The sequence below is a fragment of the Bradyrhizobium sp. 22 genome (assembly GCF_000482425.1).
GTDB classification, from domain to species: Bacteria; Pseudomonadota; Alphaproteobacteria; order Rhizobiales; family Xanthobacteraceae; genus Bradyrhizobium; species Bradyrhizobium japonicum_B.
Window position 1 is genome coordinate 1517657 of sequence record NZ_KI519399.1, and the last position, 18694, is coordinate 1536350.

General features: G+C 64.6%; 20 protein-coding genes and 1 tRNA gene. 9 read left to right on the plus strand and 12 right to left on the minus strand.

Going from position 1 to position 18694, the window contains the following annotated elements; all coding sequences use genetic code 11:
* Positions 1-321, plus strand: a 321-nt coding sequence (locus tag K410_RS0108545; RefSeq protein WP_028134463.1) for an IS4 family transposase, incomplete at its 5' end; no start/stop codon positions are given.
* A 67-nt stretch (positions 322-388) separates the two neighbouring features.
* Here K410_RS0108545 and K410_RS39335 read toward each other — a convergent pair.
* From K410_RS39335 to trxB, 5 genes are all read right to left on the minus strand, one after another.
* Positions 389-535, minus strand: coding sequence for a hypothetical protein (locus K410_RS39335; RefSeq protein ID WP_155253294.1), 147 nt, complete (start codon positions 533-535; stop codon positions 389-391).
* Positions 536-686: 151 nt separating this feature from the next.
* On the minus strand, positions 687-833 hold the full coding sequence (locus tag K410_RS40295) for a hypothetical protein (RefSeq protein ID WP_196236001.1): 147 nt from the start codon (positions 831-833) through the stop codon (positions 687-689).
* 265 nt (positions 834-1098) lie between these two features.
* Positions 1099-2007, minus strand: a complete 909-nt coding sequence (dapA, locus tag K410_RS0108560) for a 4-hydroxy-tetrahydrodipicolinate synthase (protein WP_028134464.1) — start codon at positions 2005-2007, stop codon at positions 1099-1101.
* Between the two features lie 463 nt (positions 2008-2470).
* Positions 2471-3394 carry a LysR family transcriptional regulator gene (locus tag K410_RS0108565; protein WP_028134465.1) on the minus strand — a complete coding sequence of 308 codons (924 nt, stop codon included), beginning with the start codon at positions 3392-3394 and terminating at the stop codon, positions 2471-2473.
* Between the two features lie 5 nt (positions 3395-3399).
* Positions 3400-4365 carry a thioredoxin-disulfide reductase gene (gene trxB / locus K410_RS0108570; protein ID WP_028134466.1) on the minus strand — a complete coding sequence of 322 codons (966 nt, stop codon included), beginning with the start codon at positions 4363-4365 and terminating at the stop codon, positions 3400-3402.
* A 264-nt stretch (positions 4366-4629) separates the two neighbouring features.
* On the opposite strand from trxB, the gene K410_RS0108575 reads away from it, so the two are divergent.
* Positions 4630-5109, plus strand: a complete 480-nt coding sequence (locus tag K410_RS0108575) for an Lrp/AsnC family transcriptional regulator (protein ID WP_028134467.1) — start codon at positions 4630-4632, stop codon at positions 5107-5109.
* 362 nt (positions 5110-5471) lie between these two features.
* Here K410_RS0108575 and greA read toward each other — a convergent pair whose 3' ends face one another.
* The 4 genes from greA to K410_RS0108590 form a co-directional block, all read right to left on the minus strand.
* Positions 5472-5945 carry a transcription elongation factor GreA gene (gene greA / locus K410_RS0108580; protein WP_018643807.1) on the minus strand — a complete coding sequence of 158 codons (474 nt, stop codon included), beginning with the start codon at positions 5943-5945 and terminating at the stop codon, positions 5472-5474.
* A gap of 206 nt (positions 5946-6151) precedes the next feature.
* Entirely contained in the window at positions 6152-9616 is a 3465-nt protein-coding gene (carB, locus tag K410_RS0108585) for a carbamoyl-phosphate synthase large subunit (protein ID WP_028134468.1), read from the minus strand.
* Positions 9617-9911: 295 nt separating this feature from the next.
* Positions 9912-9987 (minus strand) — tRNA-OTHER (locus tag K410_RS39340).
* 54 nt (positions 9988-10041) lie between these two features.
* Entirely contained in the window at positions 10042-10743 is a 702-nt protein-coding gene (locus K410_RS0108590) for a class I SAM-dependent methyltransferase (protein WP_028134469.1), read from the minus strand.
* Positions 10744-10857: 114 nt separating this feature from the next.
* On the opposite strand from K410_RS0108590, the gene K410_RS0108595 reads away from it, so the two are divergent.
* A complete protein-coding gene (locus K410_RS0108595) occupies positions 10858-11382 on the plus strand; it encodes a Dps family protein (RefSeq protein WP_028134470.1) in 525 nt (174 codons plus the stop codon).
* 116 nt (positions 11383-11498) lie between these two features.
* Here the strand turns inward: K410_RS0108595 and K410_RS0108600 are convergent, their stop codons facing one another.
* Positions 11499-12020 (minus strand): cupin domain-containing protein, encoded by a 522-nt coding sequence (locus K410_RS0108600; protein ID WP_028134471.1) that lies wholly within the window; start codon positions 12018-12020, stop codon positions 11499-11501.
* 145 nt (positions 12021-12165) lie between these two features.
* On the opposite strand from K410_RS0108600, the gene K410_RS0108605 reads away from it, so the two are divergent.
* On the plus strand, positions 12166-12381 hold the full coding sequence (locus K410_RS0108605; protein ID WP_024340377.1) for a hypothetical protein: 216 nt from the start codon (positions 12166-12168) through the stop codon (positions 12379-12381).
* Between the two features lie 46 nt (positions 12382-12427).
* Here K410_RS0108605 and carA read toward each other — a convergent pair whose 3' ends face one another.
* Positions 12428-13618, minus strand: a complete 1191-nt coding sequence (gene carA, locus K410_RS0108610; protein WP_028134472.1) for a glutamine-hydrolyzing carbamoyl-phosphate synthase small subunit — start codon at positions 13616-13618, stop codon at positions 12428-12430.
* A 146-nt stretch (positions 13619-13764) separates the two neighbouring features.
* Here carA and K410_RS0108615 point away from each other — a divergent pair, with 146 nt between their 5' ends.
* Positions 13765-14466: an alpha/beta fold hydrolase gene (locus K410_RS0108615; RefSeq protein ID WP_028134473.1), complete on the plus strand. Its 702-nt coding sequence runs from the start codon at positions 13765-13767 to the stop codon at positions 14464-14466.
* Positions 14467-14470: 4 nt separating this feature from the next.
* On the opposite strand, the gene K410_RS0108620 is transcribed toward K410_RS0108615, so the two are convergent.
* Complete coding sequence (locus K410_RS0108620) at positions 14471-14845, minus strand: hypothetical protein (RefSeq protein ID WP_028134474.1); 375 nt, start codon at positions 14843-14845, stop codon at positions 14471-14473.
* 74 nt (positions 14846-14919) lie between these two features.
* Between K410_RS0108620 and K410_RS0108625 the strand changes: the two genes are divergently transcribed.
* From K410_RS0108625 to K410_RS0108640, 4 genes are all read left to right on the plus strand, one after another.
* Entirely contained in the window at positions 14920-15375 is a 456-nt protein-coding gene (locus K410_RS0108625) for a GatB/YqeY domain-containing protein (protein ID WP_028134475.1), read from the plus strand.
* 129 nt (positions 15376-15504) lie between these two features.
* Complete coding sequence (locus K410_RS0108630; protein ID WP_028134476.1) at positions 15505-16641, plus strand: epoxide hydrolase family protein; 1137 nt, start codon at positions 15505-15507, stop codon at positions 16639-16641.
* A 213-nt stretch (positions 16642-16854) separates the two neighbouring features.
* Positions 16855-18465: an acyl-CoA synthetase gene (locus K410_RS0108635; protein WP_028134477.1), complete on the plus strand. Its 1611-nt coding sequence runs from the start codon at positions 16855-16857 to the stop codon at positions 18463-18465.
* 8 nt (positions 18466-18473) lie between these two features.
* Entirely contained in the window at positions 18474-18665 is a 192-nt protein-coding gene (locus K410_RS0108640) for a hypothetical protein (protein ID WP_245269342.1), read from the plus strand.
* The last annotated feature ends 29 nt before the right edge of the window (positions 18666-18694 follow it).

The window sequence follows — 18694 nt, forward strand, 5'->3', positions numbered from 1 at the left end:
GCCGACGAGATTGCTGAACTCTACAAGAGGCGCTGGCAGATCGAGCTGTTTTTCCGCTGGATCAAGCACACTCTCAAAATCCGTCACTTCTTCGGCACGTCCGAGAATGCCGTGCGGATCCAGATCACCATCGCGCTGATCGCCTTCCTGCTCCTGCGCTCAGCCCACAAAGCACAACAAAGCGTTGAGAACCTGCTGATCTTCACCCGTCTGGTCGCTCAAAATCTCATGCAGCGGCGGCAGATCGATCACCTTCTCGACCCACCGCCCCCAATGATCAGAAACGACCGCCAGATGAGCTTAAGACTATGCCAAAATTAAACCGGACAGCCGTGGGACAAGCCCGGCCATGACGACGAGGAATGACAGCTGAACTGCAAGCCGAAGCCTACGCCACCATCAGCATGTAGAACACGATGACCGGCGACAGCGTGAGGATCACCGACCAGATGCCGACGGCCCAGAGAATGTCCTCGGTGGTAAAGCTCTGCTCGGTGGACAGCTTGCCGTATCCGGCGTCGAAATGCGACGCCATTTCATTCTGACTATTCACAATACGCCCCCGCGATTTCTTCGCTTATGGGCGTGAATGATACCCGGGATGTTTTAAGATTCCGGCTTGCAGGCTGCTGCGCATTTTGACCGCATTTGTGACGGCCGTTTAACCATCCGCGCGCGCTGCCGCCTCAGGCCAGCCAGATCCGCAACAGCAGCACCGGCATCAGGCCGAGCATCACCGCCCAGAATCCGAACGACGAAACGACGAGAATTCCCTGCAAAAGATCGGCCGGCGCGAATTGCCGGGCGGCCGTCGGCCGGATGCGATGCCCCATGATCATTCCCCCTTCTGGAAGCTTCTGAAGGGCAACGATAGGCGCGGAAGCGTAAACGAGCCGTGGATGCGGCATGCGGCGTGAGCGAAGGCCGTTGGGATGATGTTAACCACAGGCGGCGCTCTGTCGCCCGACCGCCGTCATTCCGGGGCGCGACGAAGTCGCGAACCCGGAATCCATTGGGCGGCTGAGTTGGCGGATGAATGGATTCCGGGTTCGCGCTGCGCGCGCCCCGGAATGACACGGGGGTGGCGTGAGAAGTCCGCTACGCCGCGACCTTCGTCCGCCGCTCGATCTCGCGATCGATCGCGGCGGCGAGCTCGCTGCTGACTTCCACCATCGGCAGCCGCACTTCGGGGCTGTCGATCAGGCCGCATCGCCACAGCCAGTACTTCGCCGGCGCCGGGCTCGGCTCGGTGAACAGCAGGCGCGTCAGCTCGGCAACCTCTTGCCAGCGCGCCTGCGCCGCCTCGTGGTTGCCGCGCTTGTGCTCGGCATAGACGGCCGCAAAGGTCGCGGTCTCGACATGGGCCGACAGCACGATGCCGCCGTCGGCGCCGTCGGTGAGCGCCTCGAAATAATTCGCATCCTCGCCGGTGAGCACGCGGAATTCCTTCGGGCGGTCGCGCAGCAGCGCGATGGATTGCTCGCGGCTGGCGCCGCAATCCTTCAGGCCCACGATGTTCCTGTGCTCGGCGAGCCGCAGCATGGTCTGGTTGGTGATGTTCACGGAGGTGCGATAGGGAATGTTGTAGAGCGCGAGCGGCCACGCCGCGTGATCGGCCAGCGCTTCGAAATGCGCCAGCAGGCCGCGCTGCGAGGGCCGCACGTAATAGGGGCTCGCGATCAGATAACCGTCGATCGGCCAGTCCGCGGTCTCGTCGAGACGTTCCTGCAGCCGCGCGGTGTCGGCGCCCGACAGGCCAAGGCAGACCGGCAAGGTGCGGCGGCCGGCCGCCATCTCCTCGCTCACGACCGCGACGAGACGTTCGAGCTCGGCCTCGCGCAGCGTCATGCCTTCGCCGGAGGTCGCGCCCAGGATGAAGCCGTCGATGCCTTGCGCGCTGTAGTGCCGCGTCAGCCGCCGCAGCGACCGCTCGTCGAGGGCGCCGTTCTGGAACGGCGTCACCAGCGGCAGCCACAGCCCGTGCAATTGTTCCTGTAGTCCAGTCATGTTTCCATCTCCTTCTCGGGAAAAAGACCTGAGACGGAGGGCACATGAAAAAACCCCGTCCAGGCGGCGGGGTTTTCGAAGATTTGCAGCGATGACGAAGCTTGGCTAGCGCGCGCAAAAATCCGAGGCCCCGGGATGGGGGCCTTTTTTCGAGGCGACGGCCTCGAACGAGATTGCGCACGACTTCGTGATCATCTGTAAATGATGCGGGGTATGCGTTGAACTGTCAATACACGCGGAGGGCGAAGGTCGATCTACACGAAAAAAAGCCGGACCCGAAGGGCCCGGCTTAGGTATTGGCCACGTGAGGCCGACACAATCACCTTCCAAGAGGGATTACTGAACTCCCGCGCCACTGGAGGAGGGGGACAAATGCGCAACGCGAAGGCTCAGCGTAGGAACAGTATGGGCTTGACGAGCGGCCTCCAGCAACAGCCGAGGCCGCATGTCAGTCATGCGGAAATCAGGACGGCCAGCGCTGCGCCTTGCTGACCACGAAGTCGCGGAACACCTGCACGCGCGCCACCGTCTTCAGCTCCTCGGGATAGACGAAATAGGTATCGAGCTGGATCGAATCCGACTCGCCGAACAGCTGCACGAGTTTGCTCTGTTCCTCGACGAGGTAATCGGGCAGCGCGGCGATGCCGAGGCCCTGCTGACAGGCGCGCACCAGACCGAGGATGTTGTTCACCCTGAAATAGGCCTCGCGCGGACCGGAGCCGTTGCGCCCGGCTTCGACCAGCCAGTTGCGGTTCTGCAGATGCGGCGCGAAGTGGCCGTCGGCGAGCGTGATGATGCGGTGGGAGTCGAGCTCCTCCAGCGTGCGCGGCGTGCCGAAGCGCTTGATGTATTCCGGCGAGCAATAGGCGTGGAAGCCCATCGCGAACAGCTTGCGCTGGATCAGATCGGGCTGCGTCGGCTTGCGGGTGCGGATCGCGACATCCGCCTCGCGCATCGACAGATCGAGCTCCTCGTCGGTGACGATCAGGGAGATCCGGATCTCCGGATAGAGCGCGGTGAACTCGCCGAGCCGCGGGATCAGCCAGTTGATGCCGACGCCGGGCGTGGTGGTGATCTTGAGGTCGCCGCTCGGCCGCTCGCGGCTGTCGGTGAGTTTCGCGCGCGCCGCCTGCAGCTGCATGAACACGTCATGCGCGGTGCGGAACAGGAGGTCGCCCTGCTCGGTGAGGATCAGGCCGCGGGCGTGGCGGTGGAACAGCGAGACCGAAAGCTCCTGCTCCAGCGCCGACACCTGACGCGACACCGCCGATTGCGACAGGCCGAGCTGCTCGCCCGCATGCGTGAAGCTGCCCGCTTCCGCCGCTGCGTGAAACACCTTCAGCTTGTCCCAGTCCATATCCGTAAATCCGTCGCGTGTTCGAGGCATGATCGTTATTCCGCTGCCGCGCGCTCGCTGGCGCGCAGGGCCAAGAAACGTTCGGCCTCGAGCGCTGCCATGCAGCCGAGGCCTGCGGCCGTCACGGCCTGGCGATAGGTCTCGTCGGCGACGTCGCCGGCGGCGAACAGGCCGGGCACCGAAGTGGCGGTCGAGTTCGGGGCGACCTCGACATAGCCCGACGGTTTCAGCTTGATCTGGTCTTTCACGAGCTCGGTTGCCGGCGCGTGGCCGATGGCGATGAAGACGCCGTCGGTCTTCACGTCCGTCAGCGCGCCGGTCTTGACGTTCTTCAGGCGGACATGGGTGACCTTGTTCGGGTTCTCGGTGCCGCAGATCTCGTCCACGGCCGAGTCCCAGATCACCTTGATCTTCGGGTGCTTGAACAGGCGCTCCTGCAGGATGCGCTCGGCGCGGAAATGATCGCGGCGATGCACGATGGTGACCTGCGCGGCATGGTTGGTGAGGTAGAGCGCTTCCTCGACCGCGGTATTGCCGCCGCCGACCACGACGACGTCCTTGTTGCGGTAAAAGAAGCCGTCGCAGGTGGCGCAGGCCGACACGCCGCCGCCCTGGAACTTGGCTTCGGACGGCAGCCCGAGCCAGCGGGCCTGCGCGCCGGTGGCGAGAATGACGGCGTCGGCGAGATAGACGTCGCCCGAGTCGCAGGTGAGGCGGAACGGCCGCTGCGCCGTCTCCAGCTTGGTGACCAGGTCGGTGACGATCCGGGTGCCGACGTGGACCGCCTGCTTCTCCATCTGCTCCATCAGCCAGGGGCCCTGGATCACGTCGGCGAAGCCCGGATAGTTCTCGACATCGGTGGTGATGGTGAGCTGGCCGCCGGGCTGGATGCCCTGGATCAGGATCGGCTCGAGCATCGCCCGCGCGGCGTAGATCGCCGCCGTGTAGCCGGCGGGGCCGGAGCCGATAATGACGACCTTTGCATGAACGGGAGCGGACATTTCGATGGACGCCTTTCACGGGGGATTTGCAGCGCGGGCGCGGAACATGCCGGGAGGCGTTGCGGGGCGCTGAAATGTCAGAGCTAATCTAAGCCTTCTGGTGAGCTATGCAAGAATTGCATTCCCTATCGGCGGATTTTTCCAACAGGGAACAAAAGTCGATTGCGATGCGCGCGCAATAAAATTGCGCTGGCGCCGCAGACTGGTTATGAGGATTGCGACAAGCCACCCAATACCGCCGTAAAGGCCAGGAGTTCCAATCACGTGTCGCGGAACCTAGACGAGATCGACCTGAAAATTCTCACCGAGATTCAGGCCGACGGTCGAATCACGAATGTCGAGCTGGCCAAGCGCGTCGGCATCTCGCCGCCGCCCTGCCTGCGCCGCGTCCGGGCGCTGGAGGAGGAGGGCTATATCCACGGCTACCGCGGCCTGTTGGACGCCCGCAAGCTCGGCTTCGACGTGACCGTGTTCGCCGCCGTGCACCTGTCCAGCCAGGCCGAGGCGGATTTGCGTGCCTTCGAGGACTTCGTCCGCGCTGAGCCGCTGGTGCGGGAGTGCTGGATGTTGTCGGGCGAGGTCGATTTCATCCTCAAATGCGTCGCCCCCGACATGGCGACGTTCCAGGATTTCGTCACGCATCTGACGGCGGCGCCCCACGTCCGCAACGTGCGGACCTCGCTGGTGCTGCACAATTCAAAATATGAGGCGGCGGTGCCGCTGGAGGTGAAGGGGCGAAAGTAAGTTTCCGCTCTCGTGCCCCGGACGCAGCGCAACGCCCCCTTGGCGGTGCGCTGCAGAGCCGGGGCCCCCGTCGCGGCGACTTCCCGTGCCGCCTTATGGGTCCCGGCTCTGCGCCGCAACGCTCCGCGTTGCAGCGCGTCCGGGACACGAGAGTGGGGGCGACGCTGCACCAACGCCGTCATTGCGATGAGCTCTTGCGACGAAGCAATCCAGACTGTTTCGCGCAAAGATTCTGGATTGCTTTGCTGCGCTCGCAATGAGGTGTGGTGAGAGCTGAGCGCCTCGCGGGCCGAGCCGCACGCCGAAACAAAAAAGGCCGCGCATTGCGCGGCCTTTTCGTAACGTAGCGCAGCGACAAGTCCTTATCGCCACTCCACCTTGGTGATCTCATACGCCTTGGCGCCGCCGGGTGCGTTGACCTCGACGGTCGATCCCTTCTTCTTGCCGATCAGCGCGCGCGCCAGCGGCGAGGTGATGGAGATGCGGCCTTTCTTGGCGTCGGCCTCGACCTCGCCGACGATCTGCCACACCGTTTTCTTCTCGGTGTCCTCGTCGACCAAGGTCACGGTGGCGCCGAACTTGATGGTGTCGCCGGACAGCTTCGAGATGTCGATGATGTCGGCGCGCGCGAGCTTGTCCTCGAGCTCAGCGATGCGGCCTTCATTATGCGACTGCTCTTCCTTCGCGGCGTGATATTCCGCGTTCTCCGACAGGTCTCCGTGCGAGCGCGCTTCCGCGATATGCTCGATGATGCGCGGACGATCTTCCGACTGGCGCTTCTTCAATTCTTCCCCGAGCGCGACAAAGCCGGCCTGGGTCATCGGAACCTTTTCCATCTCTTCTCTCGTCCTTCAGCTGCGCGCCCCACGAAGACCGGGGCGCGGCAACCTTGATTCGTCGGTATTCCCGGGGCTTAACCGCGCCCACCGGGAGCTATGTGGGTCTGGTGCCGGAACAGAACAACCCACATGGCCGGACAGTTCCTCCGGCCATTGTGGCTTCATTGCCAATCACTTAGCGGCGGTTTCACCGCCGCTAGCGATCAGGTTTCCGAAAAGTAGCTCTGCAGGGTACGAACCTCAAGGTCCCCGCCCAGATAGGCCCGGATGCCCTGCGCGGCCGCCACGGCCCCGGAAAGAGTGGTGTAATACGGCACTTTATGCAAGAGGGCCGCGCGCCGCAGCGAACGGCTGTCGGCCAGCGCCTGCGGGCCTTCGGTGGTGTTGAAGACGAGCTGGACGTCGCCGTTGGTGATGGCGTCGACGATGTGCGGCCGTCCTTCCAGCACCTTGTTCACCTTCTCGGTCGGGATGCCCTGGTCGGTCAGGAAGCGCTGCGTGCCGGAGGTCGCCAGCACCTTGAAGCCGAGCGAATGCAGTTCACGCACCGCTTCGGCGATCCGCGTCTTGTCGCTCTCGCGCACCGAGACGAACACGGTGCCCTTGCGCGGTACCCGCGTGCCGCCGCCGAGCTGGCTCTTGGCGAAGGCGACCTCGAAGTTGCGGTCGATGCCCATGACCTCGCCGGTCGAGCGCATCTCGGGGCCGAGCACCGTGTCGACGCCGGGGAAGCGCGCGAAGGGGAAGACCGATTCCTTGACGCCGACGTGCTTGAGCTTCGCCTTCTTCAGCTTGAAATCGGCGAGCTTCTCGCCCGCCATGATGCGCGCGGCGATCTTGGCGACGGGGGTGCCGACCACCTTGGCGACGAAGGGCACCGTGCGCGAGGCGCGCGGATTGACTTCGAGCACGTAGATCTCGCCGTCCTTGATGGCGTATTGCACGTTCATCAGGCCGACCACGTCGAGCCCGAGCGCGAGTTCGCGGGTCTGACGCTCCAGCTCCTCGATCATCTCGGGCCCGAGCGAATGCGGCGGCAGCGAGCAGGCGCTATCGCCGGAATGGATGCCGGCTTCCTCGATGTGCTCCATGATGCCGACGATGAAGGTGTCCTTGCCGTCGCAGAGGCAGTCGACGTCGATCTCGGTGGCATCAGACAGATAGCGGTCGAACAGCAGCGGGTTCTTGCCGAGCACGGTGTTGATCTGCCCGGTCTTGTCGTTCGGATAGCGCGCCTTGACGTCGGCCGGCACCAGCTCCGGCAGCGTGCCGAGCAGGTAGTCGTTGAGCTGGTTCTCCTCGCGGATGATCTGCATGGCCCGGCCGCCGAGCACGTAGGACGGCCGCACCACCAGCGGCAGGCCGAGATCGGCGGAGACGAGCCTTGCCTGCTCGACCGAATAGGCGATGCCGTTCTTCGGCTGCTTGAGGCGAAGCTTGTCGAGCACGCGCTTGAAACGGTCACGGTCCTCGGCCAGGTCGATGGCATCGGGCGAGGTGCCGAGGATCGGGACTTCGGCGGCTTCCAGCGCGCGTGCCAGCTTCAGCGGCGTCTGGCCGCCGAACTGCACGATCACGCCGTGCAGCGTGCCGTTGCTGCGCTCCTTGGCGATGATTTCGAGCACGTCCTCGGCGGTTAGCGGCTCGAAATAGAGCCGGTCGGCAGTGTCGTAGTCGGTCGACACCGTCTCCGGGTTGCAGTTGACCATGATGGATTCGTAGCCGGCATCATGCAGCGCGAAGCAGGCGTGACAGCAGCAATAGTCGAACTCGATGCCCTGGCCGATCCGGTTCGGCCCGCCGCCGAGAATGATGACCTTCTTCTTGTCGGACGGGGTGCTCTCGTCCGCAGGCAGGCCCGCGAACGGCGCCTCGTAGGTCGAATACATGTAGGCGGTGGGCGAGGCGAACTCGGCCGCGCAGGTGTCGATCCGCTTGTAGACGGGGCGAACGCCGAGTGCATGGCGCTTCGCGGTGACCTCGGCTTCCGTCGTCTCGGCCAGCACCGCGAGCCGCGCGTCGGAGAAACCCATGGCCTTCAGCGTGCGCATGCCGAAGGCGTTGCCGGGCAGGCCGTGCTTCCTGACCTTCTCCTCCATGTCGACGATGCCGCGCATCTCGCCGAGGAACCAGGGATCGATCTTGCAGGACTTGAAGATGTCCTCGTTCGACCAGCCGAGCCGCATGGCCTGGGCGACCTGAAGAATGCGGTTCGGCGTCGGCGTGCCGAGTGCGGCGCGGATCGCGTTCTTGTCGTCGTCGCGGCCGAGGCCCTCGATCTCGATCTCGTCGAGGCCGGTGAGGCCGGTCTCGAGCCCGCGCAAGGCCTTCTGCAGGCTTTCCTGGAAAGTGCGGCCGATCGCCATGACTTCGCCGACCGATTTCATCGACGTGGTCAGCGTGGTGGAGGCGCCGGGGAATTTCTCGAAGGCAAAGCGCGGCACCTTGGTGACGACGTAGTCGATAGTCGGCTCGAACGAGGCCGGCGTAGCGCCGCCCGTGATGTCGTTGGCGATCTCGTCGAGCGTGTAGCCGACCGCGAGCTTGGCGGCGACCTTGGCGATCGGGAAGCCGGTGGCCTTCGAAGCCAGAGCGGAAGAGCGCGACACGCGCGGATTCATCTCGATGACGACCATGCGGCCGTCCTCGGGATTGACGCCGAACTGCACGTTGGAGCCGCCGGTCTCGACGCCGATCTCGCGCAGCACCGCCAGCGAGGCGTCGCGCATGATCTGGTATTCCTTGTCGGTCAGCGTCAGCGCCGGCGCCACCGTGATGGAATCGCCGGTGTGCACGCCCATCGGATCGAGGTTCTCGATCGAGCAGACGATGATGCAATTGTCCTTCTTGTCGCGTACCACCTCCATCTCGTACTCCTTCCAGCCGAGCACGGATTCTTCGATCAGCACTTCGTTGGTGGGAGACGCATCGAGGCCGCGCTCGATGATGTCGAGGAATTCTTCCTTGTTGTAGGCGATGCCGCCGCCGGTGCCGCCCATCGTGAAGGAGGGACGGATGATCGCGGGCAGGCCGATCTCGGACAGCGCCATCATCGCCTGTCCGAGCGCGTACTCCTGGTAGCGCTTGCGGCGGTCGCTCTCGCCCAGCGTCCACTGCCGCTCATGCTCCTCGAGCGCGGCACCGGAGAGCTTTTCGCGCTCGGCGAGGTACTTGTCGCGGAACGACTTCTTCAAGGCCGAGGCGTTGGCGAGCCGCGACTTCGGCGTCTCGAGCCCGATCTTGGTCATGGCCTCGCGGAACAGCTGGCGGTCCTCCGCCTTGTCGATGGCGTCGGCGGTGGCGCCGATCATCTCGACGTCGAACTTGTCCAGCGTGCCCTGGCGGCGCAGCGACAGCGCGCAGTTCAGCGCGGTCTGGCCGCCCATCGTCGGCAGCAGCGCAAAGCCGCCGGGAATGACATGGCGTTCCTTCTCGATGATCTTGGCGACGATCTCGGGCGTGATCGGCTCGATATAGGTCGCATCGGCCAACTCCGGGTCGGTCATGATCGTGGCCGGGTTGGAATTGACGAGGACGATGCGATAGCCCTCTTCCTTCAGCGTCTTCACCGCCTGGGTGCCCGAATAGTCGAACTCGCAGGCCTGGCCGATCACGATGGGGCCGGCGCCGATGATCAGGATGGTGGTGATGTCTGTACGTTTGGGCATCAACTCTCGCCGAAGTGGAATTTGGGCACAAAAAAAGGGCGCGCTGCTGCGCGTCCCTGTGGCCGAGAGCGCGGTGGTCTCCCCTCGCGCGCGGGTGGGTCTTAGACCAGTTTTCGGGGCGGCGAAACCCCGAAAAATGCCCATCAACCGGCAATTTTGACGGGTTAGGGGGCCTGGGCCGCGGTCCGGTGGGAGGTCCGTCTTCGCTTGCGCTCCGCTCCAGCTACGCCGGACACGCTTCGCCCCTGCGGGTCCGGCGTGGCTGCGCCACGCGTAGCCCCGCAGGGGCGAAGCGTGGAGACCCGGCCTGGATTTGAACCAGGATGAAGAGCGTTGCACCGCCCTCGCGTAGACGCTTCCGCCACCGGGCCGCGGCGATCATGACCGATTGCAGCGCGACAAGCTACAACGGCTAATTGTTAAGCTTAACCAACCAGGGGCGGCCGGGCGATGAAGGTCATGCGCCAGCGGTTATGGCCGATATTGCCGTGGGCGCGCTGGACGGCGAACCCGGCGGCCCTCAGCTTGGCGGTGATTTCGTCCTCGCTGTAGCGCTGCAGCCCGATGCGCGTGCGCAGATGACGGTAATCCGACAGCGCGGTGCTGATCAGCCCGATCAGCGCATCCTTCAGGAAGCCGTGGCGGAGGCCGAAGCCGAGCAGCGCCAAGACATCCCTGAACATGCCGACATTGGGCTGCAGGATGTCCCCCAGCACCAGCTTGCCGGAGGGCTTCAGGATCCGGCGGATGGTGAGCAGCGCGGCGTCGAGCTCGTCCGGCGCCATGTACTGCGCGACCGAGTTCATCACCACGAGGTCGATCGACTGGTCCTGCATGTTGCGGACGTCATCGAGCGAGCGGACGCGGATCCTGGTGTTGGGGGCGAAGCGCGCAATCAGCCGGCCGCGCACCCCTGGCGCGGGCTCGGCCAGGATCAGCTGGCCGCAGGCGGCCGCCACCTGGTTCGCCGATAGCGCCTCGCCGCAGGCATAGTCGAGCACCACCGCGTCGGGCGAGGAGATGTAGCCGATGATGTCCCGCGCGATGATCTGGAAGTGCAAGTCGCGATGCAGCTTGCTGACATAGATCGTATGCGTGGAGTCGTAATAATCGATCCAATCGTCCATGGTATCCGAAGGTCCCGGCCAAACGGTTCCTGATCGGGAACCGGCGCTGCCCGCCTTGCGTTAGGGGTGCGACGGCGCGCCGTCAATGTCCGCGTCCTAACAGGAAGGTCTCCCGTGAGCAAAACCAACAACAAGGTCTCGCCCGATCTCGATACCCCCACCGATCTGTCGCCCGATGGGGTCAAGAAGGTCTCGGAGGCGCTCAACGTGCTTCTGGCCGACGCCTTCGCGCTGTATCTGAAGACCAAGAATTTCCACTGGCACATCAGCGGGCGGCACTTCCGGGACTACCATCTGCTGCTCGACGAGCAGTCCGACCAGATCTTCGCCACCACCGACCAGCTTGCCGAGCGCGTACGCAAGATCGGCGGCACCACCCTGAAGTCGATCGGCCAGGTCGCAAAGCTCCAGACCATCAAGGACAACAACGAGGACTACGTCCCGCCGCGGCAAATGCTGCGCGAGCTGATGCAGGACAACAAGCACGTCGCGGCCGCGATGCGCAAGGCCCACGAGGTCTGCGACGAGGCCGGCGATGTCGCCAGCGCCAGCATCCTCGAAAACTTCATCGACGAGACCGAGCGCCGCACCTGGTTCCTGTTCGAGGCGACGCGGCAGGAAGGCAGCAACGCGGCGTAGGCTGAGCTGTCGTAGGGTGGGTTAGCCGAAGGCGTAACCCACCTCATCTGCTTCCGCCGATATTGACAGTGGTGGGTTACGCTTGGCTAACCCACCCTACGGCACCGTATTTGTAACTACCGCCACAGCCGCATCAACGCGCCATCCTTCCCCGTCACGGGATCGGCCGGCGGCAGCGCGATTTGGGGAATCGTCGTCAGCGCCTTGGCGTGGTTCTGCGGCGTCGCGCGGGTGATCTCCATCTTTGCGCCCGGCGGATAGGCCCCGATCACGCAGAAATCGTCGCTCGCCTTGATGCATTGATGCCCGGTGCCGGCGGGCAGGATCGCGACGTCGCCCGCCTTGATGTCCAGCTCCTGGCCGTGGTCGCCGCCGAAACGGACGCGCGCGCTGCCGCGCGCGACGCCGAGCACCTCATGCACCGTCGCGTGATAATGCAGATAATCGTAGACGCCATTGCACCATGTGCCGCCCCAGCCATTGCCTTCGAACAGGTCTTCGATGGTCGCTTCCGGGTGCTTCGGATCGAGCTTCACCGCGCTTTGGTAGACCAGAAACGGGAGGATGTTGTTCGGCACGAGGCCATCGTCCTCGAACACGATGGCGAGCGGCTCGGCATGGTCGCGGACGACGGACATGGGGACTCCCACTGGCAACGGACCGGAATCAAGCGGGCGCAAGCCCTCTTGTTCCTGACGACACTCCATACGCCGGCTTGACCGAGATCAAGGCACTGGCGGCCGTTGGCGGGCACGCAAGTGCGAGCGAAGACGAGGGAACGCCATGTACGCATCCGACGTTGCGCAGCGTCATTTCTCAGCAGCCGTCGACGAGGCGGAGACAGCCGGCCTCGGGCACGAGGCGGTCTGCCGGGCATTGCTCAATCTGGTGATTTCGAAATATCTGGAGACGAGGTCGGTCGCCGACATCCAGGCAGAGCTGCGCTTCATCGCCGAGAACTGCGATCCGGACACGGACTTCATGTTCATGCGTCCGTGAGGGAGCCGAGCCCCGGCGGACTTATCCGCCGGGCGGTGTTGTCGCCTTACGCGCTCTTCTTCTGCCGCATCAGGTCGGCGAAGCGCTGGAACAGATAGTGCGAGTCGCGCGGGCCGGGCGAGGCCTCGGGATGGTACTGCACCGAGAACACCGGTCTGCCGTCGAGCTGGATGCCGCAATTGGACCCATCAAACAAGGAAATGTGGGTCTGCGTCGCGCCCTTCGGCAGCGTCGTCTCGTCCACGGCAAAGCCGTGGTTCATCGAGGTGATCTCGACCTTGCCGGTGGTCTCGTCCTTGACGGGATGATTGGCGCCGTGATGGCCCTGATGCATCTTCTTCGTCTTCGCGCCGACGGCAAGGCCCAGCATCTGGTGGCCGAGACAGATGCCGAAGGTCGGCGTGCCCGACTTGATGACGTCCTGGATCACAGGCACGGCATATTTGCCGGTCGCGGCCGGATCGCCCGGACCGTTGGACAGGAACACGCCGTCCGGCTTCATCGCCAAGATGTCTTCGGACGAGGTCGTCGCCGGCACCACCGTCACCTTGCAGCCGACGCCGGCGAGCAGGCGCAGGATGTTGCGTTTGATGCCGTAGTCGATGGCGACGACGTTGAACTCCGGCTTGTCCTGGCGGCCAAAGCCCTTGTCCCAGGCCCAGGGCGTCTCGTCCCAGGTGAAGCGCTGGCCGCTCGTGACCATCGGCACGAGATCCATGCCCTCGAGGCCCGGCCATTCGCGCGCCTCTTCCTTCAGGCCATGCAGGTCGAACTCGCCGGTCCGGGAATGCGCGATCACGGCATTGGGCATGCCCTTGCTGCGGATCAGCGCGGTCAGCGCCCGGGTGTCGATGCCGGAGAGGCCGATGATGCCGCGCGCCTTCAGCCATTGGTCGAGATGCTTGGTGGCGCGGTAGTTCGAGGGATCGGTGATCGCGGTGCGCAGGATCACGCCGCGCGCGCCCGGCGTCGCCGCCATGTTCACCGTCTCGATATCCTCGTCGTTGGTGCCGACGTTGCCGATATGCGGAAAGGTGAAGGTGATGAGCTGGCCGGCATAGGAGGGATCGGTGAGGATCTCCTCATAGCCGGTCATCGCGGTGTTGAAGCAGACCTCGCCGACGGCGTGGCCTTCGGCACCGAGACCAAAGCCTTCGAGCACCGTGCCGTCGGCGAGCACGAGGAGCGCGCTCGGTTTGTGGTCCGGCCAGGCGGGATCGTTGTCATGTTGTGTCATGAGCGCGTTTCATAGTCCCCGCGGGCGCCGCCGTCAAAGCGCCAGAAGCCGGATTCACATGCGTTTTTGCATATTTGACAGGCCTCCTTGGGCCCTTAAGCTCGGCCGCATAATTTCCGGCAATTTGAAGGGCTTGCGAGGCAATAATGGACCAGACCACCCCGATTCTGCTGGTTCCGGGGCTGGCCTCCTCGGCCCGGATCTATGCTCCCGTCATCCCGGCGCTGTGGCGGCTCGGCCCCGTGATGATCGCCAACCATATCCGCGACGACAACATGGCTGATATCGCGGCCCGGGTGCTCGGCGAGGCGCCGCCGCGCTTCGCGCTCGCCGGCCATTCCATGGGCGGCTACATCGCGCTCGAGATCATGCGCCAGGCGCCCGAGCGGGTGGCAAAACTCGCGCTGATCAACACCCAGGCCCGGCCCGATACGCCGGAGGCGACCGCGCGCCGCCGCGGCCTGATGGCGCGCGCCAGGCGCGGCGAGCTCCGCGCCATTCGCGCGGAGAGCTTTCCGGAGCTGGTGCATCCGTCACGGCGCGACGATGCCGAGATCCTCAAGCTCGTGCACGCACAGGACGAGGATGTCGGCGTCGAGGGCTATCTGCGGCAGCAGGCAGCGATCATCGCGCGAGTGGACTCGCGGCCGTCGCTGTCCGCCATCACCTGTCCGACATTGGTGCTGACGGGCGATGCCGACAACACCATTCCCAATGCGTTCTCGAAGGAGATGGCCGAGGCCATCGCCGGCGCAAGGCTCGTGATCCTCGATCGCTGCGGACACCTGCCGCAAGCCGAGCAGCCGGACGCGACAGCGCGCGCGCTCACCGAATGGCTCGAGAGTTGATCATTCACCCGCAATAGGCGGCCTTGGTCCATAGCGGCAGGAGGAGGAAGCCCGCTACGGCCAGATCGACCACATAGAGCACGCGTCGGGCCTTCGCCGAGACCGGATTTGGATTAGCGGAGTGTTCGCCCTCATAGACCACGAGCGGATCGAACTTCGTTTCCCAGCCGAGCTTGTAGGTCAGCAGGGATATGAAGTCGTAGACCGGCAGGTATAGCAGGAGGATCAGAAACAGGCCGTTCGCGGCGATCGCGATCCAGGACGAGCCGGCTTCTCCGGTGAAGGCCGGAAGCGAGCCGCAGGTGTAGGGGCCGAAACGGCTCGCCCAGAGCACCCCGAGGCAGACTGCCAACATGGCGAGATGCTTTCCGGTCTTCATGCAAGCACCTATATTGGGCCAGGTTATTGTTGTAGATCACGAGTCTTTCCGGACTGTTTCCAAACGAGGCGATCATGCTGCGCGACGACATCAACAATGCGGTCAAGGAGGCCATGAAGGCCAAGGACGAGCGCAAGCTGTCCACGCTGCGCATGGTCAACTCCACCATCAAGAACGCCGACATCGACGCCCGCGGCAACGGCAAGCCGCCGCTGTCGGACGCCGACCTGCTCGGTGTGCTCCAGAAGATGATCAAGCAACGCCAGGAGGCGGTCGAGCTCTACGACAAGGGCGGCCGCGCCGAGCTCGCAGCCCAGGAGCGCGAGGAGATCGCGGTGATCTCGGCCTATTTGCCGAAGCAGATGGCCGACGACGAGGTGAAGAAGGCGATCGCGGATGCGATCGCCGAGACCGGTGCTGCCGGCATGAAGGACATGGGCAAGGTGATTGCCGTGCTGCGTGCGAAGTACGCGGGCCAGATGGATTTCGGCAAGGCCAGCGGTTTGGTGAAGGCGGCACTGTCGGGCTGAGCTGTCATTCCGGGGCGACGCGTCAGCGTCGAGCCCGGAATCCATCGCGCCGCCGACTCCGTTGCGAAATGGATTCCGGGCTCGCGCTACGCGCGCCCCGGAATGACAACAAGAACAAGGGGAGGCACGATGACCGCCATCAAGCCGTTTCGCATCGCCGTCGGCGACGACGTCCTCGCCGACCTCAAGTCACGCCTCGCCCGCACCCGCTGGCCGGATGCCGAGCTGGTCGACGACTGGAGCCAGGGCGCGCCGCTGAAGTGGATCCAGGAAATCTGCGGCTATTGGGCCAACGGCTACGACTGGCGCGCGCGCGAGGCGAAGCTCAACCGCTTCGCGCAGTTCACCACCGAGATCGACGGCCTCGACATCCACTTCATCCACGCCCGTTCCAAGGAGCCGAACGCGCTGCCGCTGATCATCACCCACGGCTGGCCGGGCTCGATCGTCGAATTCCAGAAGGTGATCGCGCCGCTCATCGATCCCGCCGCGCATGGCGGCAATCCGGCCGATGCCTTTCACGTGATCTGTCCCTCGCTTCCCGGCTTCGGCTTCTCCGAGAAGCCGAAGACGACCGGCTGGGGCGTCGATCGCATCGCCGCGACCTGGGCGAAGCTGATGGAGCGGCTCGGCTATGCCCGCTACGGCGCGCAAGGCGGCGATTGGGGCTCGGCGGTGACGAGCTCGCTCGGCGCGCAGGATGCGGCGCACTGCGCCGGCATCCACATCACGCTGTCCTTCAACTCGCCGCCGCGTATCGAGGGCGAGCCGACGGCGGAAGAGAAGCGCGCGCTGGCCGGCCTCAAGCATTATGTCGATCTCGACTCCGGCTATTCCAAGCAGCAATCGACGCGTCCGCAGACGCTCGGCTATGGCCTCACGGATTCCCCGAGCGGGCAGGCGGCCTGGATCCTGGAAAAATTCTGGGCCTGGACCGACTGCGACGGACACCCCGAAAACATCTTCAGCAAGGACGAACTGCTCGACAACGTCATGCTGTATTGGGCGACGGAGACGGCGACTTCCTCGGCGCGGCTCTACTGGGAAAGCTTTGGCAAGCGTCGCACCAGGCCTGTGGTCGAGGTGCCGACCGGCGTCGCCGCGTTCCCCAAGGAGATCATCACGCCGGTGCGGCACTGGATGCAGCCGAACTTTCCCAACATCACCCATTGGAGCGAGATGGAGAAGGGCGGCCATTTCGCCGCCTTCGAGCAGCCGGAGCTGTTCGTGCGCGATGTCAGGAAATTCTTCGCGACGGTGCGGTAGCCTTCACTGTCATTCCGGGGCGACGCGCCAGCGTCGAACCCGGAATCTCGAGATTCCGGGTTCGGTCCTGTGGACCGCCCCGGAATGACGCTGCATCGTCATGCCCGGGCTTGTCCCGGGCATCCGCGGCCTTAAACTGACTGACCACGGAAGAAGAACGTGGATGGCCGGGACAAGCCCGGCCATGACGGAGTTGCCGGAAAACGCCAAGCCATGCTGACCGAAGCCGCGACCTATGACGAACTCGTCCGCAACTTCCGCTGGGACATCCCGGCGCGCTTCAACATGGCGCAGGCGTGCTGCGATCGCCATGCCGACGGCACCGGGCGGCTCGCGCTGATCTATGTCGACGAGAACGGCGCGACCAGCCGCACCTCCTTCGACGAGGTCGCCGAGATGTCGCGCCGCTTTGCCAATGTGCTGAAGGCGGACGGTCTGGCGCGCGGCGACCGCGTCGCGGTCTTCCTGTCGCAATCGCTGGAATTGCCGATCGCGCATGTCGCGGCGTTTCGCTCCGGCCTGATCTCGATCCCGCTGTTCGCGCTGTTCGGCGAGGACGCGCTGGAATTCCGCCTGTCCAATTCCGAGGCCAAGGCCATCGTCACCGACGAGGGCGGCTGGGAGAAGCTTGCGAAGATCCGCGACCGCCTGCCGGAGCTGAAGAATGTCTATATCGTCGGCACGCGTGCACCGGCCGGCACGACATCGTTCTGGGATGCGGTGAAGGCGGCCTCACCCGACTTCACGCGGATCAACACCTCGTGCGATGACCCCGCGCTGATCATCTACACCTCGGGCACGACAGGAAATCCCAAGGGCGCGCTGCATGCGCACCGCGTCGTGCTCGGCCACCTGCCCAACGTCGAGATGTGCCACAACTTCCTGCCCAGGCCCGGCGATCTCATGTGGACGCCGGCGGACTGGGCCTGGATCGGCGGCCTCATCAACGGCCTGTTCGCATTCTGGTATCACGGCATCCCCCTGGTCGGCCATCGTGCGCGCAAGTTCGAGCCGCAGGCGGCGATGCAGATGATGGCCGACCTCGGCGTGCGCAACGTCTTCCTGCCGCCGACCGCGCTCAAGCTGATGCGGCAGGCCGGCGTGAAGCATGCCGGCGTCAAGCTGCGCAGTATCTTCACCGGCGGGGAATCGCTCGGCGGCGAATTGCTCGGCTGGGTGCGCGAGACCTTCGGCATCGACGCGCACGAGGTGTTCGGCCAGACCGAGTGCAATCTCGTGATCGGCAGCAACTCCAACCTGTTTCCGATCCGCCCGGGTTCGATGGGCCGGGCGACGCCGGGCTTCGACGTCCGAATCGTCAACGACAAGGGCGAGGAATTGCCGCGCGGCCAGCGCGGCATCATCGGCGTGCGCCAGCCGTGCCCCGTCACCATGCTCGAATATTGGCGCAATCCGGAAGCGACCGCGAAGAAATATGCCGGCGCGTTCCTGCTCACCGGCGATCTCGGCGTGCAGGACGAGGACGGCTATTTCTGGTATGTCAGCCGCGAGGACGACGTCATCACCACCGCCGGCTATCGCGTCGGTCCGTCCGAGATCGAGCACACGCTGATGAAGCATCCTTCGGTGGCGATGGCCGCGGTCGTCGGCATCCCCGATCCGATCCGCACCGAATCGATCAAGGCCTGGATCGTGCTGCGTCCGGGCTTTGCCGGCACCGACGCGCTCGCCCGCGAGATCCAGGACTTCGTCAAGGTGCAGCTCGCCGCGCACGAATATCCGCGCTTCGTCGCATTCGCCGAGACGCTGCCGATGACCGCCACCGGCAAGGTGCTGCGGCGCGAGCTGCGGGCGAAGGGCTGACGTTGATCATGGCAAAGGCGCCTCAAGCCGCGGGATTTCACCGCGCCTCGCTCGACAAGCTGCACGATCTCGATGCGGCGCTCGAGCTCATGTATTACGGCTGGCGCGGGATGACGCGTGAGGCGGACGCATATCTGGCCAAGCCGGGCCTGTTCGCGGCCAATCTCGCAGTGGCGCTTTTACTCGCATCGCGCTTCTAAAGCGCGATGCGAGTAGGATGAATCGTCAT